At 65.9% G+C, this 25,113-nt stretch carries 22 protein-coding genes; 8 read left to right on the top strand and 14 right to left on the bottom strand.

What is annotated here, in order from left to right; all coding sequences use genetic code 11:
• Positions 1 to 26 precede the first annotated feature (26 nt).
• Positions 27 to 1,148, top strand: coding sequence for a M24 family metallopeptidase (locus tag AC5RUQ_RS20720; protein ID WP_493949158.1), 1,122 nt, complete (start codon positions 27 to 29; stop codon positions 1,146 to 1,148).
• 120 nt (positions 1,149 to 1,268) lie between these two features.
• Here the strand turns inward: AC5RUQ_RS20720 and AC5RUQ_RS20715 are convergent, their stop codons facing one another.
• Genes AC5RUQ_RS20715 through AC5RUQ_RS20695 form a run of 5 tightly spaced genes read right to left on the bottom strand, consistent with a single transcriptional unit; the run spans position 1,269 to position 7,206 of the window.
• The gene (locus AC5RUQ_RS20715; protein WP_493949145.1) at positions 1,269 to 2,720 is read right to left on the bottom strand and encodes an aldehyde dehydrogenase (NADP(+)); all 1,452 of its coding nucleotides are present in this window, start codon (positions 2,718 to 2,720) and stop codon (positions 1,269 to 1,271) included.
• A 51-nt stretch (positions 2,721 to 2,771) separates the two neighbouring features.
• A complete protein-coding gene (locus AC5RUQ_RS20710; RefSeq protein ID WP_493949144.1) occupies positions 2,772 to 3,875 on the bottom strand; it encodes a mandelate racemase/muconate lactonizing enzyme family protein in 1,104 nt (367 codons plus the stop codon).
• Positions 3,875 to 4,780 (bottom strand): 5-dehydro-4-deoxyglucarate dehydratase, encoded by a 906-nt coding sequence (locus AC5RUQ_RS20705; RefSeq protein WP_493949143.1) that lies wholly within the window; start codon positions 4,778 to 4,780, stop codon positions 3,875 to 3,877. Before AC5RUQ_RS20705 ends, AC5RUQ_RS20710 begins: the two co-directional genes overlap by 1 nt.
• Entirely contained in the window at positions 4,777 to 5,742 is a 966-nt protein-coding gene (locus AC5RUQ_RS20700) for an NAD-dependent epimerase/dehydratase family protein (protein WP_493949141.1), read from the bottom strand. The genes AC5RUQ_RS20705 and AC5RUQ_RS20700 overlap by 4 nt, the downstream gene beginning before the upstream one ends.
• Positions 5,743 to 5,760: 18 nt before the next feature.
• The gene (locus AC5RUQ_RS20695; protein WP_493949140.1) at positions 5,761 to 7,206 is read right to left on the bottom strand and encodes a Gfo/Idh/MocA family oxidoreductase; all 1,446 of its coding nucleotides are present in this window, start codon (positions 7,204 to 7,206) and stop codon (positions 5,761 to 5,763) included.
• A 363-nt stretch (positions 7,207 to 7,569) separates the two neighbouring features.
• Here AC5RUQ_RS20695 and AC5RUQ_RS20690 point away from each other — a divergent pair, with 363 nt between their 5' ends.
• Positions 7,570 to 8,604 carry a LacI family DNA-binding transcriptional regulator gene (locus AC5RUQ_RS20690; RefSeq protein WP_430227724.1) on the top strand — a complete coding sequence of 345 codons (1,035 nt, stop codon included), beginning with the start codon at positions 7,570 to 7,572 and terminating at the stop codon, positions 8,602 to 8,604.
• Here AC5RUQ_RS20690 and AC5RUQ_RS20685 read toward each other — a convergent pair.
• Entirely contained in the window at positions 8,601 to 9,308 is a 708-nt protein-coding gene (locus AC5RUQ_RS20685; protein ID WP_493949139.1) for a FadR/GntR family transcriptional regulator, read from the bottom strand. The two genes, AC5RUQ_RS20690 and AC5RUQ_RS20685, sit on opposite strands and share 4 nt — an antisense overlap.
• A gap of 107 nt (positions 9,309 to 9,415) precedes the next feature.
• On the opposite strand from AC5RUQ_RS20685, the gene AC5RUQ_RS20680 reads away from it, so the two are divergent.
• The gene (locus AC5RUQ_RS20680) at positions 9,416 to 10,765 is read left to right on the top strand and encodes an alpha-hydroxy acid oxidase (protein WP_493949138.1); all 1,350 of its coding nucleotides are present in this window, start codon (positions 9,416 to 9,418) and stop codon (positions 10,763 to 10,765) included.
• Positions 10,766 to 10,832: 67 nt separating this feature from the next.
• Here AC5RUQ_RS20680 and AC5RUQ_RS20675 read toward each other — a convergent pair whose 3' ends face one another.
• Together AC5RUQ_RS20675 and AC5RUQ_RS20670 are read right to left on the bottom strand one after the other, a co-directional pair.
• Positions 10,833 to 11,411, bottom strand: coding sequence for an ArsR/SmtB family transcription factor (locus AC5RUQ_RS20675; protein WP_493949136.1), 579 nt, complete (start codon positions 11,409 to 11,411; stop codon positions 10,833 to 10,835).
• A 77-nt stretch (positions 11,412 to 11,488) separates the two neighbouring features.
• The gene (locus tag AC5RUQ_RS20670) at positions 11,489 to 12,700 is read right to left on the bottom strand and encodes an acetoin utilization protein AcuC (protein WP_493949135.1); all 1,212 of its coding nucleotides are present in this window, start codon (positions 12,698 to 12,700) and stop codon (positions 11,489 to 11,491) included.
• A gap of 104 nt (positions 12,701 to 12,804) precedes the next feature.
• On the opposite strand from AC5RUQ_RS20670, the gene AC5RUQ_RS20665 reads away from it, so the two are divergent.
• Both AC5RUQ_RS20665 and AC5RUQ_RS20660 read left to right on the top strand, forming a co-directional pair.
• Positions 12,805 to 14,235, top strand: a complete 1,431-nt coding sequence (locus tag AC5RUQ_RS20665; protein ID WP_493949133.1) for a TrkH family potassium uptake protein — start codon at positions 12,805 to 12,807, stop codon at positions 14,233 to 14,235.
• 40 nt (positions 14,236 to 14,275) lie between these two features.
• On the top strand, positions 14,276 to 14,914 hold the full coding sequence (locus AC5RUQ_RS20660; RefSeq protein ID WP_172801511.1) for a potassium channel family protein: 639 nt from the start codon (positions 14,276 to 14,278) through the stop codon (positions 14,912 to 14,914).
• 14 nt (positions 14,915 to 14,928) lie between these two features.
• On the opposite strand, the gene proC is transcribed toward AC5RUQ_RS20660, so the two are convergent.
• The 5 genes from proC to AC5RUQ_RS20635 all read right to left on the bottom strand — a co-directional run bounded on the left by proC (position 14,929) and on the right by AC5RUQ_RS20635 (position 22,110).
• Positions 14,929 to 15,762, bottom strand: a complete 834-nt coding sequence (gene proC, locus AC5RUQ_RS20655) for a pyrroline-5-carboxylate reductase (RefSeq protein WP_493949132.1) — start codon at positions 15,760 to 15,762, stop codon at positions 14,929 to 14,931.
• Positions 15,763 to 16,032: 270 nt separating this feature from the next.
• Positions 16,033 to 17,022 (bottom strand): Ppx/GppA phosphatase family protein, encoded by a 990-nt coding sequence (locus tag AC5RUQ_RS20650; RefSeq protein WP_493949131.1) that lies wholly within the window; start codon positions 17,020 to 17,022, stop codon positions 16,033 to 16,035.
• Positions 17,023 to 17,094: 72 nt separating this feature from the next.
• Positions 17,095 to 17,547: an SseB family protein gene (locus AC5RUQ_RS20645; protein WP_493949130.1), complete on the bottom strand. Its 453-nt coding sequence runs from the start codon at positions 17,545 to 17,547 to the stop codon at positions 17,095 to 17,097.
• Between the two features lie 47 nt (positions 17,548 to 17,594).
• Positions 17,595 to 20,324: a type I DNA topoisomerase gene (topA, locus tag AC5RUQ_RS20640; protein WP_493949129.1), complete on the bottom strand. Its 2,730-nt coding sequence runs from the start codon at positions 20,322 to 20,324 to the stop codon at positions 17,595 to 17,597.
• A gap of 124 nt (positions 20,325 to 20,448) precedes the next feature.
• Positions 20,449 to 22,110, bottom strand: coding sequence for a DUF7059 domain-containing protein (locus tag AC5RUQ_RS20635; protein WP_493949128.1), 1,662 nt, complete (start codon positions 22,108 to 22,110; stop codon positions 20,449 to 20,451).
• A gap of 68 nt (positions 22,111 to 22,178) precedes the next feature.
• Between AC5RUQ_RS20635 and AC5RUQ_RS20630 the strand changes: the two genes are divergently transcribed.
• Together AC5RUQ_RS20630 and AC5RUQ_RS20625 are read left to right on the top strand one after the other, a co-directional pair.
• Entirely contained in the window at positions 22,179 to 22,655 is a 477-nt protein-coding gene (locus AC5RUQ_RS20630; protein ID WP_493949127.1) for a DUF6023 family protein, read from the top strand.
• 38 nt (positions 22,656 to 22,693) lie between these two features.
• Complete coding sequence (locus AC5RUQ_RS20625; RefSeq protein ID WP_493949126.1) at positions 22,694 to 23,266, top strand: DUF6023 family protein; 573 nt, start codon at positions 22,694 to 22,696, stop codon at positions 23,264 to 23,266.
• 47 nt (positions 23,267 to 23,313) lie between these two features.
• Here the strand turns inward: AC5RUQ_RS20625 and trhO are convergent, their stop codons facing one another.
• Entirely contained in the window at positions 23,314 to 24,207 is an 894-nt protein-coding gene (trhO, locus tag AC5RUQ_RS20620; protein ID WP_493949125.1) for an oxygen-dependent tRNA uridine(34) hydroxylase TrhO, read from the bottom strand.
• 148 nt (positions 24,208 to 24,355) lie between these two features.
• Here trhO and AC5RUQ_RS20615 point away from each other — a divergent pair, with 148 nt between their 5' ends.
• The gene (locus AC5RUQ_RS20615) at positions 24,356 to 25,048 is read left to right on the top strand and encodes a GNAT family N-acetyltransferase (protein ID WP_493949123.1); all 693 of its coding nucleotides are present in this window, start codon (positions 24,356 to 24,358) and stop codon (positions 25,046 to 25,048) included.
• The last annotated feature ends 65 nt before the right edge of the window (positions 25,049 to 25,113 follow it).

The raw sequence follows: 25,113 nt of genomic DNA, 5'->3' as shown, positions 1-25,113 counted from the left end.
TTCCGGGCAGAGGGAGCGGCACCGCGATGCTGGACCCGACGCCACCAGGACCCGTTGCGGCTCCTGGCGTCCGGGTGGCACCAGCCTCCGCGGAGGACCGCGCGGTCAAGCGGAGCCGGGTCCTGGACATCCTCGACGCCAAGGGCCAGGATTCCCTGCTGCTCACCACCCACACGGCGCTGACGTGGTACTTGGACGGCAGCCGGGTGCACATCAGCCTGGCCGGCGATCCCATCGCAGCCGTCCTCGTGGACCGCGACGGCGACCACCTGGTCACCTTCAACAATGAAGCCGGCCGCATCGCTGCCGAGGAACTGCCCTCCGGCGTCACCCTCCACTCGGTGCCCTGGTACGGCAACCTGCACGAGGTGGCAGCCGCCGTCGGCACCACCGGGAAGGCCGCACCCCTTGCCGAAGGAGCCGTAGCAGCTGAGCTGCGCGCGGCCCGCCAGCAGCTGCTCCCGGCTGAAAGCGCGCGGTATGCCCGCCTCAGCGCCGACGTGGCTGCCATCATGACCGACGTGCTCTCAACGGCACGGCCGGAAACCACCGAGTTTGAGCTGGCATCCACGCTGGCCGCCCGGGTTGTAGCCGCCGGTGCGGAGCCGCTGGTCCTCCTGTGCAACGGCAGCAGCCGAAGCGACTTCCGGCACCCGCTGGCCACCCACGCGCCCCTGGGGCGCCGGGCCATGGCGGTGGTGTGCGCCCGCCGGGACGGCCTGGTGGCCAACATCACCCGCTGGTTAAGGTTCGACGCCGGCACCCCGGAAGAGCGCGACGCCGAGGCCCGCATCGCAGCAGTGGAAGCCGATATCTTCGACGCCACCGTCCCCGGCGCCAGGCTGGACCGGATCTTTGCCGAGATCCAGGCCGCCTACGCGCGGCACGGTTTTGGCACCGAGCAGTGGGAACTGCACCATCAGGGCGGGCCAGCCGGCTACGCGGGACGCGACCCCCGGGTCACCGCAGCGGCGACAGACACAGTGGTCCTGAACCAGGCCTTCACCTGGAACCCGTCCGGGCCCGGCGTCAAGATCGAGGACACCGTCCAGCTCACCGAATCCGGACTGCAGGTCCTTACCGTGGACCCCCGGTGGCCCTCGACGACGGTCAACGGCCTCCAGCGGCCAACCACGCTCCAGCTCTAATCAAACGCTCTCTCACTTAATGCGCCAAAACGCGAAACGCTCTCTCAGTCGAAGCCGGAGTACAGGCAAGCAACTGAGAGAGCGTTTCGGTTTAACCCACATCAACTGAGAGAGCGTTTCCTAGGGGAGGATGAGTTCCCCGTCCACCCGGCGCGGGATGGCGAGCGGGTTGCTTTCGCGCAGGGCCGGGTGCAGGACCGTTTCGGGCGCATCCTGGTAGGCAACAGGGCGCTGGAACCGGCGGACCGCCGTCGCACCCACCGAGGTGAAGAGCGAGGTGGTGGCCGGGTAGGGACCGCCGTGCTGCTGTGCCCAGTTGACGGCCACGCCGGTGGGCCAGCCGTCGAAGAGGACGCGGCCGGCCAGGTTGGACAGCTGCTCCACGAGCCCGGACACGTCCTCGCCCGGCTCCGCGTGCACCGTGGCGGTCAGGCTGCCCGGTACCCTGGCCAGGACTGCGGACAGCTCCTCCTGGTCCGTGTATTCGATCAGCATGGTGGTGGGGCCGAAGCACTCCTCCAGCAGTTCCTCCGGGCGCTCAAGAGCCTTCGCCGCGGAGGTGGAGAAGACCACCGGGGCGGCTCCATTGGACACCGCATCCTGGTCCACGCTGCCGCTCACCACGTCAACGCCTTCCACGGAAGCGAAGCTGCGCAGCCCGTCCGGGTACGCCTCGGCGATCCGGGTGGTCAGCATGCCGAGCGCAGGCTTGTCCTTGCTGGCCTCCGCCACTTTCGCGGCGAAGTCCGTTCCAGCCGGAATGAAGACCAGCCCGGGCTTGGTGCAGAACTGGCCGGCACCAAGGGTGAAGGATCCGGCCAGCCCCTCGGCAAGCTGCGCGGCGCGCTCTGCCAGGGCCCGCTCGGTAACGACGACGGGGTTCAGGCTGCCGAGTTCGCCGTAGAACGGGATGGGCTCGGGGCGGGACGTGGCCAGGTCGAAGAGGGCGCGGCCACCGGGGATGGAGCCGGTGAAGCCGACTGCTTTGATGGCGGGATCCTGTACCAGCGCCGTTCCCACCTCGCGGCCGGCCACCAGGGCGAAGAGGCCTTCCGGCGCTCCTGCGGCAGACAGTGCCTCGGCCATAATTTCGGCTGTCCGCTCCGAGAGGCGCAGGTGGCCCGAGTGGGCCTTGACGATGACGGAGCAGCCCACAGCAAGGGCGGACGCGGTATCTCCGCCGGCTACCGAGAACGCGAACGGGAAATTGGACGCGGAGAACACTGCAACCGGGCCGATGGGCCGCAGGATGCGGCGGAGGTCCGGCTTGGGTGGCGTGGAGTTGGGGTCGGCATGGTCGATCACGGCTTCGAGGTAGGAACCCTCGGTGATCACGCGGGCGAACAGGCGCAGTTGCCCGGTGGTCCGGGCCACTTCGCCCGTAAGACGGGTTGCGCCAAGGCTCGTCTCGGAATCCGCGATCTCCACCAGTTCCGCGGCGTTGGCGTCGAGCGCGTCGGCCACGGCCGTGAGCCAGGCGGCACGTTCCGCATCAGAGGCTGCTGCGGAGATTTTGGCTGCCTCCGTGGCGGCGGCCGTGAGCTCGGACAGGGAAAGAGTTGCAGTTGTCACTTGAGGTACCTGTTCTTCGTGTCTGGATGCATCGAGTCTGCGTTGATCTGCTTAGCCTGCGTGGTGGAAGCGAAGGCCGAGTCCGGGCTGGTCGGTGAGCGTCAGCCGGCTGTTGCTGAACCGGACCGGCGAAGGGGCGGCCAGGATCCCCAGCTGCTCAAAGGAGGCCTCCTCCACGTCCTCCACCAGCGTGGGCTCCGCGAGCGTGAGCGCCAGCTGGCCGGACAGCTCCGGCAACAGGTGCGGCATCACCTTGATGCTGTTGGTCCGTGCAAGCTCAACAATGCGACGGAACGGTGTAATCCCACCCACCCGGATGATGTTGGGCTGGATGATGTCCACTGCTTCCGCTTCGATGAAATCGCGGAAGCGGTAGATGGTGTGCAGGTTTTCACCGAGGGCGATCGGCACGGGCGAGTGCTTCCGGAGCCTGCGGTAGGCCCAGAGGTCGTCCGCGCGGATGGGCTCCTCAAGCCACTCAAGGCCAAACCCGGACAGGACGTCCAGGGCTTTGAGCGTAGTGGGCAGGTCCCAGCGCTGGTTGGCGTCGATCATCAGCTTCCGGTCCGGCCCAAGGACGGAGCGGACTGCGGCCACGCGTTCGGCGTCCTCGCGGATGTCCGGCTTGCCCACCTTAATCTTTACTGCCTGGTGCCCGGCGGCAACCCACCGCTCAGTCTGGGCTACGAGCTCCTCGAGGCTGTAGTGCAGGTTTACTCCCGAGCCGTACACCTCCGCGGACTCCTGGCGCTGCCCCAGGAGTCCGGTGACGGAGGTGTTGGCTCGGGAGGCCCGCAGATCCCAGAGGGCAAGGTCCACCCCGGCCATGGCGATGGTGGTCAATCCCCCGCCGCCGGCTTCATGCAGCCGTTTCCATACCGCGTCCCACACAACCTCCGGGTTGGCGGGCAGCCCGGTGATGAACGGGGCGATGTCGTAGTCCAGCAGGGCCTTGACCGCTTGCGGACCAATGGTGGGCGTCCAGGAGAAACCGTGCCCCGCGCCGCCGTCGTCCGTGTGAATCTCTGTGGCGATCACGTGGTTTTCCGGCGCCTCAACACCCCAGCTGCGACGCAGCGGAACGGTGATGAGCCGGGTGCTCAGGCCCGTGATGCGCGGTTCCGTGCGGACGGCAACAGTTGCGGGGGCACTCATCAGCGGCCAGCCAGCTCGTAGCCCTTGGCGAGGATGGCCTTCAGTTGCACCAGCTGCTCCTCGGTGGGGTCAACCAGCGGCGGGCGCACGGAGCCGACGGGCAGTCCGCCCAGGCGCAGGCCCGCCTTAATCAGCGAGACGCCGAAGCCCGGAGTCTGGTCGCGGAGCCGGACCAGCGGTGCGTAAAAGCCTTCCAGCAGGGCGTTGCGGCGGTCCTCGTCGCCGGCCATGTACGCGTCGTAGTAGGCCTTGGCGATCTCCGGTGCCATCGCGAAGGCGGCCGAGGAGTAGAGCGGGATGCCAAGGCCGCGGTAGGCGCCCTGGGTCAGTTCGGCGGTCAGCAGGCCGTTGAAGAACGCAAAGTCCTCCCGTCCGGTGGCACGGACTGCGGACACGATTTCCTGGGCCAGGCCGACGTCGCCCAGTCCGTCCTTGAAGCCGACCACCTTGGGGTTGGCAGCCAGCTGCGCCATGGACGTGGCGGTGAACTTGGCGTTGCCGCGGTGGTAAACGATCACCGGCAGGCTGCTGGCGTTGGCCACAGCCTCGATGTACGCCACGAGCCCGTCGGTGGGGCCGGTGACCAGGTACGGCGGCAGCACCAGGAGTGCGTCCGCGCCTGCTTCTTCGGCAGCGCGGGCCGCAGCAATGGCGTGGCCCAGCGGGCCGCCGGCGCCTGCTACTACCGGAACCTTTCCTGCGACAACCTCGACGGCGGCCGTCACCACGGTGCGGACCTCCTCGATGCTGAGGGCGTGGAATTCGCCAGTGCCGCAGGCGGGGAAAACACCGCCGGGGCCGAACGGGAGGCGGGAGCTGATGTGTTCCTTGAGCAGCGCTACGTCAACGGCGCCTTCAGCCGTAAAGGGGGTGACGGGGAAGAACAGTACGCCGTCGAATTTCATGGTGTCTCCTTGGCTCCGCTGCCGGCGGTAACCAGCGCAGAGTTCTCGTCGTTGAGGGTGGGATGGGACTTCAGTTCGGTGCGCCAGCTGCGCGTGGGGTGCCAGCCCAGGAGTTCCTGTGCTTTGGCAATGGAGAAGGCCGGGCTGGTGCCCGCGAGTCCTGCGCTGAGGGCCTCGCTTCCGGGCAGGAACTTGGGCATCAGTTCGGCCAGCGGCGCGGTGGCCAGGGCATCCGCGGCTCCGACGAAGAAGGTTTCCCCGTTGGGGATGGACTGCATCTTCTCCAGCAGCAGGTCCAGGAAGTCCGCCACGTCCCGGGCATCCACGTAGTTGAACAGTGCGGGCGCGGACAGGGCGGGATCGGCCAGCCGTTCGGCGAGCGTGTGGCCCTGCTGCGTCGGTGCGCCTTCCCATTCCTCCGGCGAGATGACAAAGCATGGGCGGAACGCCGCATAGCGGATCTTCTCACCCTGGGCGGCAGCGAAAGTCTGCATTGTCTGCTCTGCGATGAGTTTGGACAGCGCGTACGCGTTCCAGGGCCGCGGCGGGGTCCGCTCGTCCAGCGGGAACGACGGCGGCAGCCAGCCTGCGGGTGAACCGTAGCCCAGCACGGTGGGGCTGCTGGCGGTGACGATCTTCTGCACGCCGACCTCCGTCGCCGCACTGATCACGGCGAAGGCGAGCCGGGTGTTCGTGGCGAAGATGACGTCCTCAGGCGCGCTGAACGGTACCGCTATCGCCGCAAGGTGGATGACGGCGTCGGGCGTGGTTTCCCGGAGGAGGCGCAGCGCCTCACCCGGGGCCAGGAGGTCGGCAGTTTCCTGCACGACGCCGGCGGGCAGCTGTTCAGCGGGGACGGCGTCGCGGTCCACCGAGATGACCTGATGGCCCTTGCCGGCAAGTCCGGCCACAACGCTGCGGCCCAGGCGGCCGGAGCCGCCGGTGACAAATATTGTGCTCATGGTTGTTCCCAGCCCGCGTCAGTTGCCGCGGCGCAGGTCGACGCCGAGGTCCAGGTCCTCAATGCGTACGGGCAGGGAGGACTCGAGGGAGCGGTTGCCGGCGATGCCGACAGAGACGGAACGCAGCCCGTCCAGGTAGCCCGAGGGGCGTCCCAGCGGATCCTCGCCCGGTCCATTGAAGAGGTCCGAGAGGAGCAGTTCGTCACCGCCGCCGTGGCCGCCTTCGCCGTTGACGATCGGCACCTCGTAGGCGGCTTCCCAGTGGCGCTGGACCACGAGGCGTTCGCCGTTGCGGCGAATGGCGTCATCCTCTTCGATGGGGGTCGCGCTCGGGTCCACTACGGTCTTCTTGTCCGTGCTGCTGGTAACGGCAGCGCGTTCCACGACCTCCAGTTCGGCGCGGCCTTCGGTGCCGTTGACCGCTACCCGGTAGCCCTCCCAAGGGCTGTGGGCGTTCAGCGAGTAGCTCAGGCGCGGGCCACCCTGGTACTCCACCACCAGCGCGAGGTTGTCCTCAATGGTGATGCCGCCGGTGAAGACGTCCTGGTCCCGGCGGTAGCCGTCGTAGTGCTCGTTGTCCAGGAAGAGAGCCTTGAGCCGCTCATCTTCCCGCAGGTCGAGGGTGAACGGATCCTTTTCCGCGGTGGCCGGGGCATCGGCGTCGGGCGTTCCACGCTCGGGGCGCGGACCGAGGCCGCGCTCCGCGGCGTTCTTGTCGCCGTAGAACTTGAGTCCGCCGGAGGCGAAGACCCGCTCGGGAACGTCGTCGATCCACCAGTTGACGAGGTCGAAGTGGTGGGAGGCCTTGTGGATCAGCAGGCCGCCGGAGTTCTTCTTTTCGCGGTGCCAGCGGCGGAAGTAGTCCGCGCCGTGGACGGTGTCCAGGACCCAGCTGAAGTCGATGGATGTGACCTTGCCGATCACGCCACTCTGGATGATCTCCTTCAGGGCGCTGTTGCGCGGCGAGTAGCGGTAGTTGAACGTAACCACGACGTTGCGGCCGGTTTCGTGGACAGCCCGGGTGATGCGGCGGCAGCCGTCCGCGTCAATGGTGAGCGGCTTTTCGACGACGACGTCGGCCCCTGCGCGCAGTGCCTCAACAATGTAGTCGGCGTGGGTGTAGTCCGGCGTGGTCACCACCACGCGGTCGATGTTGTTGTCCTGGATGAAAGGGGTGAGGTCTGCAGGATCGAAGGACGCTACAGGCCCAGGTGCGCCCAGTTCCTGGATGAGCTTCTGGTAGAACTCCACGCGGCCGGGGTTGACGTCCGAGAACGCCACCAGTTCGGCGGTGTCTGCGTGCTTGCCGAAGATGGCGCGGATATACATTTCGGAGCGGCCACCGGTGCCGATCAAGGCCATGCGGGCTTTGCCGCTTCGTCCTGCAGCACCGGCGGCGGCGGCGGTGTCCGCGGCAGTTGTTGCCGCCTCTGCAGCAGTACTCGACTCGGCTGTGTTGACCATGAGGGGTCCCTTTCGAAAGCTATTACCCGGCCGCAGCGGGCGGCCTCTGACGTTCGACAATCGGTGCACTGCTGCACCTGCCTAAGAAAGCGTTTTCTCAGGTCGCTATTAGATTTGTACCAACCGGAACGGGCATCCGTCAACCACTATCAGCATTGGGAGAAAGCGTTTTCTACTGCTTTCGCTGATGAAGCCGCTCACAGTAGCCCGAAAGTTGTGGGAAAACTTGGGAAAACAGTAGAAATCGCTTTCCCGCGCCGGTATATGCTTTGACTCAAGACACCGCCGGAGAACCGGCTAAACCTGCCGGCGGGCAGCAACACGGCTCAGGGCACGGCCCGCCGCGCTTAGGAAGGGACCACCATGGTCAGGAGATCGGCAACCGGCAGGATCGGGATCGCGGATGTTGCGGTCAAAGCTGGGGTGTCCCATGCGACGGTGTCCCGCGTAATGAACGGCAACTTCACCGTTGACCCGGACATCGCCTCCCGTGTCCGGGCCGCTGCGGCGGAGTTGAAGTACCAGCCCAACCCGGTTGGCCGCAGCCTCGCCCTGGGCAAGACCGACACCATCGGCATCGTGGTGCCGGACCTGGCAAACCCCACGTTCCAGGCAATCCTGCGTGGCCTGAGCCGTGCGGCTGCCCAGGACGGGTACCGCGTCCTGATCGCCGACTCGTTTGAGGTTTCCAGCGAAGAAACCATCCTCGCCGGCGAAGCACGCCGGCGCTGCGACGGCCTGGTCCTGTGCGCTCCGCGCATGAGCGACTCTGAACTGGAAGAAATTGCGCCGTCGCTCCGGCCGCTGGTGCTGATCAACCGCACTACTGCAGCGGCGGATGTACCAAGCCTCGTGGTGGACTACGGCCAAGGGGTGCAGGACCTCGCGGAGCACCTGGTGGATTTGGGCCACACCCGGCTGGCTTTCCTGGCAGGCCCACCGCGAAGCGCGTCCAACGGCATGCGGCTCCAGGGCCTGGAAGCATTCAAGGCCGCCCACCCCCACGTGGATGTCCGGATGCTGGAAGGCGGCTCGGACTTCGACACCGGGCATGAAGCCGTGGACGCGGTGCTGGAAAGCGGCGCCACCGGAATTCTTGCCTTCAACGACCTGGTGGCCATGGGCCTCATGAGCGGGCTCCACGAACGCGGCCTCGACGTTCCCGGCGACATCTCGGTAACAGGTTTCGACGACATCCCCTTCGCCCGGTACACCACGCCTGCACTCACCACCGCCGCAGTCCCGATCACAGAACTGGGCGAGCAGGCGTGGCACCAGCTCCGCGCGCTGATCCGCAAGGAAGACAACGACGCGCCCGGCAGCCGGTACCAGCCGCGCCTCCAGGTCCGGGCCAGCAGCGGCCCGGCCAAGGCTCCCCGCTCAACGGTGCACGGCTAAACCCGCACTTCACCATCGTTGGGGCCAACTCCGGCCTCGCGGTAGTAGCCCTCGATGTGGGCTGCCACCAGCTTGGCCGCCCGCTCGCCGTCGTTATTGTGAACGGCGGCGAGAATGTCGTGGTGTTCGGTGCGCAGACGGGCTGCAGTGGCATCCCAGTCCGGCAGGTTGGCCGTCAGCCGGGACGCATAGCCGGTGATGGATTCCCGCAACGATCCCATCATCGCGCTGACCACCGCATTGCCCGCCGCGTCCGCCAGGGCCAGGTGGAAGCGAACGTCCAGGGCAAGGAACTCATCCACTTCCATCGCTTCGGCATCCATCTTCTCCAGGAGCCGGGAGGCGCCGGCCAGTTCCGCTGAATCAGGTTTGGCATGGGACACCGCCCACGATTCCAGGAGCACACGCGTCTCCACAATGTCGGCAACGGGAAGGTGCTGGGTGGCAACGTGCAGCCGCAAGGCCGAGCCGAGGGCCGCCGTCGGATCCGAAATGACTACCGTCCCTGCCTCGGGGCCGGACCCCACTCCCGCGCGCACAACTCCCATCGCCTCCAGAATCCGGATGGCCTCCCGGACGGAGGTACGGGAGACCTTGAGTTGCTCGGCCAGCGATCGCTCCGCTGGCAGGCGGCCGCCTACTGCCAGCCGTCCCTCGGAAAGCTCGTTCTCAATCCAGGACAGGACAAGCTGATGGGTCTTCATGGGGCAATAGTAGTTGATGTGGTTGGACCACATGCCCTACAGTGTGGTTAGACCACAGAACGGTTTGCGCGAACGGCAGACCTGCCACTGGCCCAACGGAGGACGCCATGACCCACACCATCCAGCCCAACAACCCGGAGACCACACCCGCGCCGGACGCCACGGACGTTCCGGTAACATCCGCGCCTGTAGCAGCAGCGGCTCCTGCAGGAAAGGCGTCCGCCGTCCCGGCAGCCCTGAAGCGCCGCATCCCCAAATACGCCGACCTGGCTCCCCTGATGCAGTTCAAAAAGCCCGAGTTCAGCAAGGAAGCCCGGCTCAAGCGCGCCAGCACCGTGTGGGAACTGCGCGACATCGCCAAGCGCCGCACTCCGCAGGCGCCTTTTGATTACACGGACGGCGCGGCTGAGGAGGAGATCACCCTCCGCCGCGCCCGCCAGGCCTTCCTGGACATCGAATTCCGTCCCGGCATCCTGCGGAACGTGTCCACCATCGACCTGAGCACCAACATCCTGGGCAAGCCTTCCCGCCTCCCGGTAGGCATCGCCCCCACCGGCTTCACCCGGATGATGCAGTCCGAAGGTGAGTACGCCGGTTCCCAGGCCGCCGAAGCCGCCGGAATCCCCTACACGCTCTCCACCATGGGCACCGCCTCCATTGAGGATGTGGCGGCAGCCGCTCCGAACGGCCGCAACTGGTTCCAGCTGTACCTGTGGACGGACCGCGACCGCTCGCTGGAGCTCATCGAGCGTGCCGCCAAGGCGGGCAACGACACCTTGATGGTCACCGTGGACACCGCAGTGGCCGGCGCCCGCCTCCGCGACGTCCGCAACGGCATGACCATCCCGCCGGCGCTCACCATCAAGACCGTCCTGGACGCTTCCTACCGCCCTGCCTGGTGGTTCAACTTCCTCACCCACGAGCCGCTCACGTTCGCCTCGCTGTCCCGCTACACGGGTACGGTGGCGGATCTGATCAACTCCATGTTCGACCCCACCCTCACCTTCGAGGACCTGGACTGGCTGCGCGAAACCTGGAAGGGCAAGCTGGTGGTCAAGGGCATCCAGACCGTCGAGGACGCCCGCCGGGTGGTTGACCACGGCGCAGACGGTGTGGTCCTCTCCAACCACGGCGGCCGCCAGCTGGACCGCGCACCCATCCCGTTCCACCTGCTCCCCGAGGTCAAACAGGCGTTCACGGCGGACAACACTGACGCTGCCATCATGCTGGACACCGGCATTATGAGCGGCGCGGACATCGTGGCCGCCCTCGCGCTCGGCGCGGACTTCACCCTGATCGGCCGGGCCTACCTCTACGGCCTCATGGCGGGCGGCCGGGCAGGCGTTGACCGCACCATTCAGATCCTCGAAAAGGACATGGCCCGCACCATGGCCCTGCTGGGCGTCAGCAAGCTCTCCGAGCTGACCCCTGACCACGTGCGCCTGCTGAACAAGTAGGTCCCCGCCCACGTAAGCAGCCTCCGTGTCCCTGCTGGACATGGAGGCTGCTTGCGTGCTTAGGGGGCTACTTCTTTCGGCCGAACTTGGGCAGGTTGGGCAGGTTCGCCAGCAGGTCAGCTGCCTTGGTGGCCGCGCGGCCCACGGTCCGGCCAATCTGCTGGGGCACGCTGTCATCGCTGAGCGGGGCAGTGGTTCCGCCAGGGATGACGACGGCGGGACTCAGGTCGGCGCCATCGGGCGCCAGCACGCCGGCCGAGACAGCCTCTGCCGCCACAGCACCGGCTGTGACATCGCCGCGCCTGGCCGGAGCAGAAGGAGCCGCAGAACCGGCGTCCGGGATGGAGGCGGACGCTGCCGGAGACTCCTGGGCGGGAGCCGCAGCGCCGACGTCGAAGGTCTCAAGCCAACTGGCGATCCCTTCCAGCGGTTTGCGGTTCAGCGCATAGTAGCGCTTTTGGCCCTGCGCGCGCATGCTCACCAACTGGGCTTCCCGCAGGACTTTCAGGTGCTTGGAGATGGTGGGCTGGCTCGCTGCCAGTTCCTCCACGAGCTCCCCCACGGCCTTGTCTCCGGAACGAAGGGAGGTCAGGATGTCCCGCCGGGTCGATTCCGCAATGACGGCAAATACGTCGTCTGTCACCATGCCTCCAACCCTAGCGACATATGCCCCGAAAGGCATCAACTATTTCGCCGGCCAGGGGCAGAAGGAGGACACATCGATCAGTCGAACCAGGGATCCAGTCCATGCAGTGGAAACACCGCCTTGCGGGTGGCCATCACGGTGCGGTCCACGGCGTCGTTGGGGTCGAACCCCACTTCCCAGGACCGCCACCATAGCTCCACGTCGTCGCCCATCAGTCCGGGCGCTGCCGCCCCGAATTTGTCCTCGACGTACCCCCGCCAGTCCTCCGGGACGGCGGTCCGCAGCGGCACGGGCCTCCCCGCGGCGATGGCAATCAGGTGGCTCCAGGAACGCGGAACCACGTGCAGGACGTTGTACCCGCCGCCACCGGTGGCAATCCAGCGGTTATCGCAATAGCGGGCGGCGAGATTCCCGACGGCGGTGGCCGCCTCCCGCTGCCCGTCAACGCTGAGGTTGAGGTGCGTGAGCGGATCCGTGCGGTGCGAATCACAGCCGTGTTGGCTGACGATCACCTCGGGCTTGAAGGCTGCCACCAGTTGCGGAACTACCGCGTGGAACGCCCGCAACCAGCCTGCGTCACCCGTCCCCGAAGGCAGCGCGATGTTGACCGCACTTCCCTCAGCATTTGGCCCACCGATCTCGTTGGCGAACCCGGTGCCGGGGAACAGGGTGAGCCCGCTTTCGTGCAGGGATACGGTGAGCACACGGGGATCGTCCCAGAAGATGCTCTCCGTCCCGTCCCCGTGGTGGGCGTCGACGTCGATGTACGCCACCTTGCGGATGCCGCCGTCGAGCAGCTTCTGCACGGCCAGCGCGGCATCGTTGTAGATACAGAACCCGCTCGCTTTCTCACGTGCGGCATGGTGCATGCCTCCGCCGAAGTTCACCGCGTGCAGGGCCGATCCCTCCAGGATCCTCGAAGCGGCCAACAGCGACCCCCCGGCCAGCCGCGCGGCGGCTTCATGCATACCGGCGAACGCAGGATCGTCCTCGGTCCCCAGTCCGCGGGCTTCGTCAGCCGCATAGGGATCCTCACTGACCCTGCGGACCGCAGCCACGAACTCAGCCGAGTGGACTGATCCCAGCTCAGCGTCGGTGGCCACGCCGGGCTCTGCCACTGAAACGTGGGCGAGGTCGAGGAGTCCCAGGCTTCGGGCCAGGCGTGCCGTGAGGTCCATCCGTTCGGGCGCCATGGGGTGGCCCGGACCGAAATTGTATGCGGTCATGTCGGCACCCCACACCACCGTCGTCGGCGGCGCGGGCTGGCTGAGACCGGGCAGATATGTCATCAATCACAGGCTACCTGAGCCCGCGCCCCTTCCGGCCCGGCCATTACGCCGGCATAAGTGGTTTACTACTGAGGGAAGCAGATTCGACCGAGGACAAGCCACACATGACGCAAAGCCAGTCGAGGCCCCGGAACCCGGCCAGCTGGCATCCCGCGCAGGAGCGGGAGGGCCTCTGGGTTCTGACGCGGCTCCGCGACTTCATTGACGAGATCGCCAACACCTCGCCGGCCCGGCTTGCGCTGAGTGCGTTTGCCGCCGTGTGCCTCGTGTTCACGTTCCTGCTGTCCCTGCCCATCTCCTCCGCCACCGGTACTGTCACGCCACCCCACCAGGCCCTGTTCACAGCCGTGTCCGCGGTCTGTGTCACAGGCCTGACGGTGGTTTCTACGGCCGTGCACTGGTCCTTCTTCGGCCAGCTGGTCATCCTGGTTGGCGTCTTCATCGGCGGCCTTGGCACCCTGACGCTGGCGTCACTGCTGGCGCTGATGGTCAGCAAACGCCTCGGTGTCCGCGGAAAAATTATTGCAGCGGAATCGATGAACAACGCTGGCCGGCTTGGCGAGGTGGGTACCCTGCTCCGAATCGTCATCACCACGTCGGTGGTCATCGAAGGAATCCTTGCGCTGGCCCTTATCCCGCGGTTCCTGACCCTGGGCGAGCCCTTCTGGCAATCCGTCTGGCACGGCATCTTCTATTCCATCTCGTCCTTCAACAACGCCGGCTTCACCCCGCACTCGGACGGTATCGTGCCCTATGAGACGGACCTCTGGATCCTCGTCCCCCTGATGCTGGGCGTCTTCCTGGGCAGCCTCGGATTTCCCGTGGTGATGGTCCTGCAGCAAAACGGGCTGAACTGGAAAAAATGGAACCTGCACACCAAGCTCACCATCCAGGTCTCCTTGATCCTGCTGGTGGCCGGCACGTTCCTATGGGGGCTGATGGAGTGGGATAACACCCGGACGATCGGGGGGATGGATTTCGGCGACAAGATCACGCATGCCCTTTTCGCCTCCGTCATGACGCGGTCCGGCGGATTCAACCTGGTGGACCAGAACCAGATGGAGTCCACCACCATGCTCCTGACCGACGCGCTGATGTTCGCCGGCGGCGGGTCAGCCTCGACGGCGGGCGGCATCAAAGTGACAACCATCGCCGTGATGTTCCTGGCAATCATCGCCGAGGCGCGGGGCGACGCCGACGTCAAGGTCTACGGCAGGACCATTCCCCAAGGCAGCATGAGGGTGGCTATTTCGGTGATTGTCGCCGGCGCCACCCTGGTGTCCGTGTCCGCCTTCCTCCTGCTCCACATCAGCGGTGCTTCGCTTGACCGGGTGCTGTTCGAAACCATCTCGGCTTTTGCAACGGTCGGGCTGAGTACCAACCTCAGTGCCGAGCTGCCGCCGTCGGGCGTTTATGTCCTCAGCGCCCTGATGTTTGCCGGCCGCGTGGGCACCGTGACCCTCGCCGCCGCCCTGGCCCTGCGCCAGCGCAGCCAGCTGTACCACTACCCCGAAGAGAGGCCCATCATTGGCTAGTTCCCCAGACGCCCCCCGGCGCCCCGCACACAACGCCCCGGTGCTGGTCATCGGGCTGGGCCGCTTCGGTTCCTCCACCGCCGAGCAGTTGGTCAAGCAAGGCCGGGAAGTGCTCGCGATCGAACGGGACCGGACCCTGGTGCAGAAGTGGGCGCCGCTCCTGACGCACGTCGTCGAGGCGGACGCCACCAACATCGACGCACTCCGCCAGCTGGGCGCGCAGGAGTTCAGCTCCGCCGTCGTGGGCGTTGGCACGTCCATCGAGTCCTCGGTGCTGATCACCGTGAACCTGGTGGACCTTGGCATTGAGCATCTGTGGGTGAAGGCCATTACGCCCTCCCACGGCAAAATCCTTACCCGCATCGGCGCCAACCACGTGATCTACCCTGAGGCCGACGCCGGCGTCCGGGCTGCCCACCTGGTGTCCGGGCGCATGCTGGACTTCATCGAGTTCGACGACGATTTCGCCATCGTGAAGATGTACCCGCCGCGCGAAACAGTCGGGTTCACCCTCGACGAGTCCAAGGTCCGGTCCAAGTACGGCGTAACGATTGTGGGCGTCAAGTCACCCGGGGAGGACTTCACCTACGCGCGGCCGGAAACCAAAGTGTCCTCCCGCGACATGCTCATCGTGTCCGGGCACGTGGACCTGCTGGAACGCTTCGCTGCCCGGCCGTAGTCCCCGGCCGCACCCTAACCCAGCTGCTTGGTGATCTCCGCGGCCCTGTCCGCTGCTGCGCGCGCTCCGGCGGCGATGATGGACGGGATGCCTCGCTCGTCGAAGGTTGCGATGGCCCGTTCCGTGGTGCCGTTGGGGCTGGTCACCGCTTTGCGCAACGCCGAAGGATCAGCGCCGGGCTCGGCGAGCATAAACCCGGCGCCGGCCACGGTTTCGCGGGCCAGGAGCAGGGACAGCTCCGCGTCCAGGCCCAGCTCCTCCCCTGCGGCGGCCATGGCCTCGGCAAGGTAGAAGGCGTAAGCGGGACCTGAGCCGCTGATGGCCGAGAGGGCGTCCACCTGTCCTTCCGGCACCTCGACGACGGTTCCGGCGCCCTGCAGGATGTCCTTGACCTTTTGCAGCTGTTCCGGGGTGCAGTTGGTGCCCGGAGAAACTGACACAACGCCCCGTCCCAGCTTGGCAGGAGTGTTGGGCATGCTGCGGATCACCGGCTGGCCGGCGGGCAGGGCGGCTTCAAGCTGGGCAATGGAAACAGCGGCGGCCACACTCACCACCACGGTGTCACGAGCCAAAGAACCGCTGATCTCGCGTGCGAGGTCGGTGATGCCAACGGGCTTTACTCCCAGGATCACGACGCCGGAACCCTTGGTTGCCTGCTTGTTGTTATCCGGCTCCTCCTCACCGGCGATCGCGGTGATGCCGTGATAGCGCTCGGCGAGTTCCGCGGCACGCTCCGCGCGCCGTACGGTGGCCACGACGTCGGCCGGATCCGTGCCGGCTTCCAGCAGGCCGCCGAGGATGGCTTCGTTCATGGACCCACAGCCAAGGAATGCGATTCGGTTGCTCATGGCTCCATCATTGCAGTTTGGTCCTGCCGGCGCAGAAACCGCTTAGCAAATTTCCCCTGAACGGGAACTCCCTGTTACGCGTTCACAGGTGGCTCACATGTCCAGTGCAGGTCCCTCACAAGTTGCGCCCCTACTGTAGTTATTACCTCATTGAGGGTGCGAGTGATGCGGCAGGCATGGGGATGTCTGCCAGGGCACCGGTGGCTGGCAACAGGTTTTCCCCCATTTTCCTGTTGCCGGTCCCGGTGCTTCCGCGTTTAACCGCTTGTCCTAGACGGACGCCTCCACGGGTTGCGGGGCCGCAACATGCGCGGCGGGCTCCAGCGGACCGGAGAACACCAACTGGTCGAGGCGCCGGAGGATCAGTCCCTCACGGAGAGCCCACGGACAGATCGTGATTTTCTTGAACTTGAAGAGCTCCAAAGCCGTCTCAGCGACGAGCGCCCCGGCAAGCAGCTGGTGGGCCCGCGCCTCCGAAACGGCCGGCAAGTGGAGCCGGTCCTCGGCTTTCATCGCGGAGATCCGCTGGGCCCAGACCCCGAGATCCGAGCCGCGCAGCTCACGCTTGACGTAGGGGCCCGCCGCGCTGGGAGCGGCACCGGCAATCCGGGCGAGGGAGCGGAAGGTCTTGGAGGTTCCGGCGACGACATTGGCCCGGCCCAGCCCGTCGAACTCGCGCACCGCAGGCTTGAGCGTGGCACGGATATAGCGCCGCAGTTCCTTTACGCTCTTGGCCGAGGGTGGGTCCTCGGCCAGCCAGTCCCGAGTGAGCCTGCTGGCTCCCAGCGGCACCGAGGTGGCGACCTCCGGCAGTTCGTCCTGGCCGAACGCCATCTCGAAGGAGCCGCCGCCGATGTCCAGGTTCAGGATGGGTCCGGCGCCCCAGCCGTGCCAGCGACGGACCGCGAAAAAGGTCATGGACGCCTCTTCGCTGCCGGTGAGTTCCTGCAGCGTGACGGTGGTTTCGTGCTTAACGCGGGCCAGGACCTCGGGGCCGTTGGTTGCCTCGCGGATGGCGGAGGTACAAAAAGCAAGGAGGTCCTCGGCATTGTGCCGGGCGGCGAACTCCCAGGCTTCCAGCACAAATTCGGTGAGCTCGTGCTGGCCGGCGTCGCTGATGCTGCCGTCCGGCTCCAGGTACTGGACCAGGGACAGCGGCCGTTTGTGCGATGCAAAGGGCACTGGCCGCGCGCCGGGATGGGCATCCACCAGGAGGAGGTGGACAGTGTTGGACCCGATATCGAGGACGCCTAGCCGCATGCTGCCATTATTGCCCGGCCCGGTCCTTCTGATCCAACTGGCACGTCACATCAGACCGGGCACAGGAGAAAGTCAGTTCCCGGTCGGATCAGCCGGAGCACCGTCGGGAAGCTCGTCGGCACGCTTGAAGTCGCGCTTGATGTTGGCAACGCCTTCGGGGTTGATCTCGAAACCGTAGGCCGCGCCCGGATTAATGACCATGCCCAGCGCATCACCGATGTTGGCGATAATGGCTGCACCCTGGGTGCCCAGGACGTTGGGAGCTGCTTCCAGGTACTGCTGGTCAACGCGGCTCGGATGAGAGAAGACAGCCAGGACGGGGTCGCCGTCGGCATTGGCCAGAACGAGCGGCTCCACCTGGGAATCCTCGCCCTCGATGCCGTCCGAGCTGACGATGTAAACCTCGCTGTTCAGGAAGGACAGGATGACGTCCACGGGGCTGGCGTCAGGCTGTCCGCCCTTGGCGAGCTTCTCCTCGAGGTCGTTGAGCGGCTGGAGATCCGTGTGCGCGGGCTGTTCAGTCATATACCTACTCGACCACGTTGTGGTGGCCCGCGCAAACGGTCTTCCGATTACTTCTTCGCCGTGGCCTTCTTCTTGGCCGGAGCCTTGCGGGCGGTGGCGGTGCGCTTCACCGGGCCCTTGGCGCGCTTCTCGGCGAGGAGCTCAACAGCCTGTTCACGCGTGAGCTCCTCCAAGGAGGTGGCCCGCGGAACGGTGATGTTGGTGATGCCGTCGGTGATGTAGGGGCCGAAGCGGCCTTCCTTCACCACAATGTTCTTCTCCGACACCGGATCCGGCCCGAACTCCGCGAGCGGCGGCACGGCGGCGCGGGCACCGCGCTGCTTGGGCTGGGAGTAGATTTCCAGCGCCTGCTCCAGCGTGATGGTGAAGATCTCCTCCTCGGAGCCAATCGACCGGGAGTCGGTGCCCTTCTTCAAGTACGGACCGAACCGGCCGTTCTGCACGGTGATGAGGTTGCCTTCGGCGTCCTCACCGAGCACGCGGGGCAGGCTCATCAGCTGCAGCGCCTCATCGAGGGTCACCGACTCCACAGTCATCGACTTGAAGAGCGAACCAGTGCGCGGCTTGGCCTTCACAGGCTTCTTGGGCGGCTTGGGCTTGCCGTTCTTGTAGTACTCCACCGGCTGGTTGGCGATTTGTTCCTCGGTCATCTCGGGGATGATTTCGGTGACATAGGCGCCGTAGCGGCCGTTCTTGGCAACAATGGTGTGCCCGGTGTGCGGATCAGTGCCCAGGACGCGTTCTTCCGGTGCAGCGGTCTCCATCAGCTCAATGGCCTTGGCCGCCGTCAATTCGTCCGGTGCGAGGTCCTCCGGCACGTTGGCACGCGCCGACTCCACGATCTCCCCGGTCTTCGGGTCAACGGTGGCCGCGGAACTTTCCAGGTACGGGCCAAATTTGCCAACCCGGAGCGTGATCTCGTCCGTGATGGGAATTGAGTTGATCTCCCGCGCGTCGATCTCGCCCAAATTGTTGACGATGCTGAGCAGGCCCGGATCGGAGTCTTCGCCGAAGTAAAAGTGTTTGAGCCAGGAAGCGCCTACGGCCTGGCCGTTGGCGATCTTGTCCAGGTCGCCTTCCATGTCCGCCGTGAACTCGTAATCAACGTAGTCGCTGAAGTGCTGCTCCAACAGGCGGATCACGGAGAAGGCGATCCAGCTCGGGACCAGGGCAGAGCCTTGCTTCCGGACGTAACCACGGTCCTGGATGGTGGAGATGGTGGACGCGTACGTGGACGGGCGGCCGATGCCCTTTTTCTCCAGTTCCGCCGTCAATGACGCTTCCGTATAACGCGGCGGGGGCGAGGTCTCGTGGCCCACTGCGATGATCTCGGAAGCGGCGAGGGCGTCCCCCTTGGCCACATTGGGGAGGCGGCGGGCTTCGTCGGAGTCGTCGTCGCCGCGGGTCTCGTCCTTGCCTTCCTCGTAGGCTGCCAGGAAGCCGGGGAACGTGATGACGGTACCGGACGCGGAGAACTCAGCGTCCCGCCCGTCGGAGGCAACGGCACCCAGGCGGATGGTCGCCGTCGACCCCTTGGCGTCACCCATCTGCGAGGCGACGGTGCGCTTCCAGATCAGTTCGTAGAGCCGGAATTCGTCACCCGAGAGCTGCTTCGCCACCTGCGCGGGAGTGCGGAAGGAGTCACCGGCAGGACGGATGGCCTCGTGTGCCTCCTGCGCGTTGGCTGCCTTGCCGGTGTAAACGCGCGGGGACTGCGGGATGTACTCGGGACCGTACAGCTCCGAGGCCTGGCGCCGGGCAGCGGTCACGGCTTCGTCGCTCAACGCGGACGAGTCCGTACGCATATAGGTGATGTAGCCGTTTTCGTACAGCCGCTGGGCCACCTGCATGGTGCTCTTTGAGGAGAACCGCAGTTTGCGGCCCGCTTCCTGCTGCAGCGTTGAGGTGGTGAAGGGCGCAGCCGGACGCCTGGTGTAGGGCTTGGTGTCAACAGAGCGGACGTGGAAGTCCGCGTCCTGCAGCCCCGCCGCCAGGGAGGTCGCCAGCTCCTCGTTGAGGTGGGCAACGTTCTTTGACGTAAGAACGCCGTCGTCGTTGAAGTCCCGGCCGCTGGCTACCTTGGCACCGTCCACGGCGGCGAGCTTGGCTTTAAAGGAACCCGCGTCGGCGCCGAACTGGCCCGTGAGGTCCCAGTAGGAGGCGGCCTTGAAGGCCATGCGTTCGCGTTCGCGGTCAACCACCATGCGGGTAACCACGGACTGCACGCGGCCTGCGGACAGGCCACGGGCCACCTTGCGCCACAGCACCGGGGAAATTTCGTAGCCGTAGAGGCGGTCCAGGACACGGCGGGTTTCCTGGGCGTCCACCAGGGCCGAATCAACATCACGCAGGTTGCCCATGGCGCGCTGGATGGCTTCCTTGGTGATTTCGCCGAAGGTCATCCGATACACCGGCACCTTGGGTTTGAGCACTTCCAGCAGGTGCCACGCGATGGCCTCGCCTTCGCGGTCCCCATCGGTTGCGAGATAAAGTTCGTCGGCATCCTTGAGCGCAGCCTTGAGCTCGGTTACCTTTTTCTTCTTGTCCGCGGACACCACGTAGTAGGGCTTGAAGTCATGGTCAATGTCGACGGCGAACTTGCCTACCGAGGTTTTCTTCAGTTCGGCAGGAAGTTCCGACGGCTGCGGCAGGTCGCGGATGTGACCAATGGAGGCCTCTACGATGAAGCCCTCGCCCAGGTACTTGGCGATGGTCTTGCTCTTGGCCGGAGACTCCACAATCACGAGTTTCTTGCCGGTTTTGGCCTTGCTTGGCACGGTGCTCCTACAGAAAAAGGTTGCTCGGGCAGATGCGCCCATACTGGCCTAGTTCACCATATTTTGGAGAATTGTGCGCATCCATGTGGAAAAGACGGGGGTTCTGCGGAATGCTTTTCGCGCCTCAGTCAGCGGCCGGGATCAGGAAGCCGTCCCGGACCAGGTTGGCCACATCGGTGAGCAAACCGCTCCGGAACGAGCCGGCGTCGAACCCTTCCTCCCCGGTTCCTTGGACATCCGCACCGCCGCCCAGCAGGGCCTCCAGCGCACCGGCAATCTGGCCGGCGGACAGGTCGCCGTCGCAGGCGGAAATAAACCCTGCGAGTTCGGTGCTGAGAAGGTTGGTCCGGCGCAGGCCCGCACCTTGGCGGAGCAGGATCACCCCGGGGTGTTCGGCGCCGGGCCGCTGGTGGCGTTCGTCGGTGACGTCGTCGGCCACCAGCAGGTGCGCTTCGCTGATGTTGTTCGCTGCCAGCCAGTCCTGGCGTTCCAGGGCGGCGCCGAGGTGGGGGCCGATGGGCTGCTCGATGGGGTAGGTGATTTCCTCGAACCGGCTAAAGGCAGCCTGCCCGGGTGAAAGGGGCCGGCGCAGCAGCACCATTCCGAAACCGATACCCGCCACGTTCCGGGACTCGAAGTCTGCAAGGTAGGCCTCGTAGGCGTCACGGTAGTGCCGCCGGTCACGGCCCTCGGACGCGTCGCGTAGCCATGTTTCGGCGTACTCCTCCGGGCCCACCAGCTCCCGCTGGATGAACCAGGCGTCCACGCCCCCGGGCACCCAGCCCTGGGGGCGTTCGTGCCAGGCAGCACCGGCCGGCACCTCCCAGTTTCCGAGCATTTGTGCAGTACCGCCGGGAGCCAGCACGGCCGGCAGCCCGGCCACGAGGGCCGCCACGATTTCATCGCCCGGGAGGCCGCCGTCGCGGTACGTGAACTGCCCGGACGACTCCTCCCCCGTACTCCGCGGAGTGATAACGAAGGGCGGGTTGGAGACCACCAGGCCGAAATCCTCGCCGGCGACGGGCTCCAGGAGCGAGCCAAGGCGCAGACTTACCCTGTCCTCCAGCCGGGCCGGGTCCACCGAAAGCGCCTCTGCGTTAAGCAGGATGTTGAACCGCGTAAAGGCCAGGGCCCGTTCCGAAATGTCCGTGGCCGTCACGTGCTCGCAGTGGTGCAGCAGGTGGAATGCCTGGATGCCGCAGCCCGTTCCCAGGTCCAGCGCACGCTTGGTGTGCCGCCGGAACGTTGTTTGCACCAATGTGGTGGAGGCCTGGCCGATGCCCAGGACGTGGTCGTGCCGCAGCACCCCTTCCTGCTGATGTGCCGCGAGGTCGCTGGCCACCCACAGTTCGGCGCCGCCGCTGCCGTCCTCGTTTGCGTCCCAACCGTACGGCCGCAGATCGGCTTTAGCCGCCAGGAGGGAGCCGCCGAGAGCGGGCTCCACCAGCCCCAGCTTCTGCAGGCCCTCGGCACGGATGCCCGGCAGGGCGGCGTCGAGCGTTTCGCCGGGCTGCGGCTCGGCGAGCAGCCATAAGCGGACGACGGCGGCGAGCGCCTTCGCGCCTTCGTTCCGCCGCTCCGCGCGCTCGGCGGCCAGCAGGGCGGGGATAATCTGGTCACGGTTCAGCGCTGTGTAGGCCGATTCGCCCAGAAGCCCGGCGACGCCGTCGAGCGTGTAATCCACCTGGCGCAGGTCCGCGGCAAGCACCGTGAGGAGATCCTGGAGGTCGCTGCGGGGAGCGTCGGGGATGTTGCCGGCGGTGAACTCATATGGGGATTTAAGCACCGCCCAAGTTTAGTCCGGCGCCGGCTGCCTGAAACCGGGACGGGTGCCGGACGGGGTAGCGTTGAGGTATGCCGACAACGCCTCCCATCCTTTTGCGCGCCCGGAAACAGCCTGTCAACCCAGGGCACCGCCGCCTTTCTGCGTGGGCACTCGCAGGTACCGTGGCTGCGGCCCTGACGGGGTGTTCGCCCGTGATCTCGATCGAGAACGCGGACGTTCCCGGATGGCGCGCCACTGCACTGCCAACAGCCCCCGGCACCCTGATCGAAGATGCCGGCAAGATCCTCAACCGGGACCGCATTGTCCAGGAGGCGCGTGACATCCCTGCCGGCCGCTACACCCTGACGGCGACGTGCGAGGGCGGGGGCAAGGCCTTTTTTGCGGTGTCATTGGACCGGGAGCCTGTGGTGGACGCCGGAGCGGCGTGCAATGGCAGCAGGGAGATCACCAGGATCGCTCTGCCGCGGTCCGGGACCCTCGAAATCAGCACGTCCAGTGTGGACGCACCCCTTATCTACGCCTATCAATTGACGCCGGCCGAATAGGTATGGCCCGCAGCGGCGCGCGGGCTTAAAGTCGGACTATGCCCAGTGTGCGGACCACCTCCGCGCCTTCCCCGGGGCGGACAGCCCGGGCGCCGCGGACGCGGAACCCAGTGGCCGCCGTCGTCCTCGGGCTTGTGCTGGCGGCAGGACCGGCGCTCAACGGCTGTGAATACACGTACGACGACGGCCGGAGCTGGGGCGATACTGCCGAGCCTGCGGAGACTGTGGCCCCTGCGCCTATATTCACAAGGGATCCCTTGCAGCGCGAGCCCGTCAGTGAGGCCGAGCTTGAAGCGTGGGTGGCCCGGACCCTTCCCGATACCGGCCACCCCGTGGTCCATGCCGCGGCCGGACTGCTGGCCATGGGCGAGGTGCGGACCGAAACCACTGCCTTAATGCCAACGGGCACCTACGCACTGGCCCTCACGTGCCGAAGCCAGCGGCGGGTGACTTTCACGGTCCGGAGCGATTCACTCACCTTGGTGGAGCTGGGGCTGCGCTGCGGGGTCAACCGTGAAAACGTCATTTATCTCTCCGCCGAAACTTCCTTGAACATCACGGTGGAGGCCAGGACTTCTGCCAACTACGCCTATCGCGTGCGGCGGCTGTGACTCTTTCTGGCGGACTTAGGCCGGCTTAGGCTGCACAGCCGCCGTCGTCAGGCCGCGCAGCCTTCAGGGCAGCGGAGGGTTTCCGGGTTGGATGCGCACTCCGAGCAGTACAGGGTGAGGGTGCGGCAGCTGGGGTTGGAACAGTTTTCGAACTTGCTGGTGGGGGCGGCGCAGCGGGTGCATTGCCCGATGGTTTTGGCGTCCTCACTAAACTCGAGGTGCATGCGCTTGTCGAACACGTACAGCGAGCCTTCCCACAGCCCCTGGTCCTTAAACGTTTCGCCGTACCGGACGATGCCGCCGTCCAGCTGGTACACCTCTTTGAAACCGCGGTTAACCATCAGGCTGGAGAGCACTTCACACCGGATGCCGCCGGTGCAGTAGGTGACCACCGGCTTGTCCTTCAGGGAATCGTACTTGCCGGATTCGAGCTCCTTGATGAAATCGTGGGTGGTGGCAACATCGGGGACGACGGCGTCCTTAAACCGGCCGATTTGGGCTTCGAAGGCGTTCCGGCCGTCGAAGAAAACAACCTCCTCGCCGCCCTGCTTCTTGGCGTCAACCAGTTCGTGCAGCTCTTCGGGCTTGAGGTGGGTACCCCCACCCACCACGCCGTTGGCGTTCACCTTGAGTTCACCGGGCGCGCCGAAGGAGACGATCTCGTCGCGCACCTTGACGCTCAGCCGCGGGAAGTCCTCGGCGCCGCCGTCGGACCATTTGACGTCGATACCGTGGAACCCCTTGTATTCGCGGGTGGTCTTGACGTACTGCTTAACCGCGCCAATCTCGCCGCCCACTGTGGCGTTGATGCCGTCCTTGGAAATGAGGATGCGGCCGGTCAGTCCCAGCTTCTCGCACAGGGCACGCTGCCAAAGCCGCACCGCATCAGGATCTGCGATGGGGGTAAAGCCGTAAAAGAGCACAATTCGGTTCAAAGCCACGTATTTAAGGGTACCGGCTCGAATTCCGGCAGCCTGCCTGCCCGGCCCACAGCCCTCCCTCATCCCGGCGCATCACAATTGCATAAGCACCACGCTTCAGCCGCGCCTACCCCTGTTGCTTGTGAGCGGGCTGGAATAGTCTCATCCCATGAGCCCGGAAACCATGGTTAACGACATCACTGGCCTTCTCGAAGTATGGGTGGCCGGCTGGGCAGGCTGTCGCGGGTACCGGACATCCTCTGAAGGCCGCTTCCCCGCCGCGCTCCGCGCTGACACCAGCGGGGAATGGGAGTTTTTTGCGTCCGAGCCCACGGATGGGGAGTTTGCGGCTTTGGCTGCGAAGACGGCGGAAGTGCCGGCGCGGGTCCTGACGATCCTGACCAACGACCTCGCCCGGTACTCGGCCCTGGCCCGGCAGCATGGGCTGAACGTCACTTCCGACTCCCAAGCCATGATGATCGTGGATATGGAAACCCAGGACGCCGAGGATCCCTGGCTTTCCGACGATGACCTGGCGCTCACAACCTCCTCGCAGGACGGTGTGCACTACGCGGTTGTCCGGTCCGGGGAGGCTGTGGCTGCCAGCGGCCGCGTCTATGTTGTGGGCGATACCGCGGTGTTCGACAAGATCATCACCGAACCGGCCTTCCAACGGCGTGGACTGGGAAGTTTCATCATGCGGGCCTTGGCGGCGCAGGCTTTTGAACATGACGTGCAAAGCGGCCTGCTGCTGGCATCCCTGGACGGCCAGAAGCTTTATTCCCACCTGGGCTGGACCACCGTCTCCCGCGTGCTGATGCTTTCGGCATCCCACGACGGGTCCGATCTGTCCCTGAGCTAGTCCGCAGTTCCGGGCCGGCTTGCCGGGTTTACCCCGAGGGCGAACCGGGCCCGCTCATTTGTTGC

The organism is Arthrobacter sp. MDT2-3 (genome assembly GCF_059090465.1).
This window is presented reverse-complemented; position numbering and strand designations above follow the sequence as displayed.

Coding starts and splice junctions, on each gene's coding strand:
- AC5RUQ_RS20720 (WP_493949158.1), top strand. CDS start 27: ATGCTGGACCCGACGCCACCAGGACCCGTTGCGGCTCCTGGCGTCCGG.
- AC5RUQ_RS20710 (WP_493949144.1), bottom strand. CDS start 3,875: ATGAGTGCCCCCGCAACTGTTGCCGTCCGCACGGAACCGCGCATCACG.
- AC5RUQ_RS20705 (WP_493949143.1), bottom strand. CDS start 4,780: ATGAAATTCGACGGCGTACTGTTCTTCCCCGTCACCCCCTTTACGGCT.
- AC5RUQ_RS20700 (WP_493949141.1), bottom strand. CDS start 5,742: ATGAGCACAATATTTGTCACCGGCGGCTCCGGCCGCCTGGGCCGCAGC.
- AC5RUQ_RS20695 (WP_493949140.1), bottom strand. CDS start 7,206: ATGGTCAACACAGCCGAGTCGAGTACTGCTGCAGAGGCGGCAACAACT.
- AC5RUQ_RS20690 (WP_430227724.1), top strand. CDS start 7,570: ATGGTCAGGAGATCGGCAACCGGCAGGATCGGGATCGCGGATGTTGCG.
- AC5RUQ_RS20685 (WP_493949139.1), bottom strand. CDS start 9,308: ATGAAGACCCATCAGCTTGTCCTGTCCTGGATTGAGAACGAGCTTTCC.
- AC5RUQ_RS20680 (WP_493949138.1), top strand. CDS start 9,416: ATGACCCACACCATCCAGCCCAACAACCCGGAGACCACACCCGCGCCG.
- AC5RUQ_RS20675 (WP_493949136.1), bottom strand. CDS start 11,411: ATGGTGACAGACGACGTATTTGCCGTCATTGCGGAATCGACCCGGCGG.
- AC5RUQ_RS20670 (WP_493949135.1), bottom strand. CDS start 12,700: ATGACATATCTGCCCGGTCTCAGCCAGCCCGCGCCGCCGACGACGGTG.
- AC5RUQ_RS20665 (WP_493949133.1), top strand. CDS start 12,805: ATGACGCAAAGCCAGTCGAGGCCCCGGAACCCGGCCAGCTGGCATCCC.
- proC (WP_493949132.1), bottom strand. CDS start 15,762: ATGAGCAACCGAATCGCATTCCTTGGCTGTGGGTCCATGAACGAAGCC.
- AC5RUQ_RS20650 (WP_493949131.1), bottom strand. CDS start 17,022: ATGCGGCTAGGCGTCCTCGATATCGGGTCCAACACTGTCCACCTCCTC.
- AC5RUQ_RS20645 (WP_493949130.1), bottom strand. CDS start 17,547: ATGACTGAACAGCCCGCGCACACGGATCTCCAGCCGCTCAACGACCTC.
- AC5RUQ_RS20630 (WP_493949127.1), top strand. CDS start 22,179: ATGCCGACAACGCCTCCCATCCTTTTGCGCGCCCGGAAACAGCCTGTC.
- AC5RUQ_RS20625 (WP_493949126.1), top strand. CDS start 22,694: ATGCCCAGTGTGCGGACCACCTCCGCGCCTTCCCCGGGGCGGACAGCC.
- AC5RUQ_RS20615 (WP_493949123.1), top strand. CDS start 24,356: ATGAGCCCGGAAACCATGGTTAACGACATCACTGGCCTTCTCGAAGTA.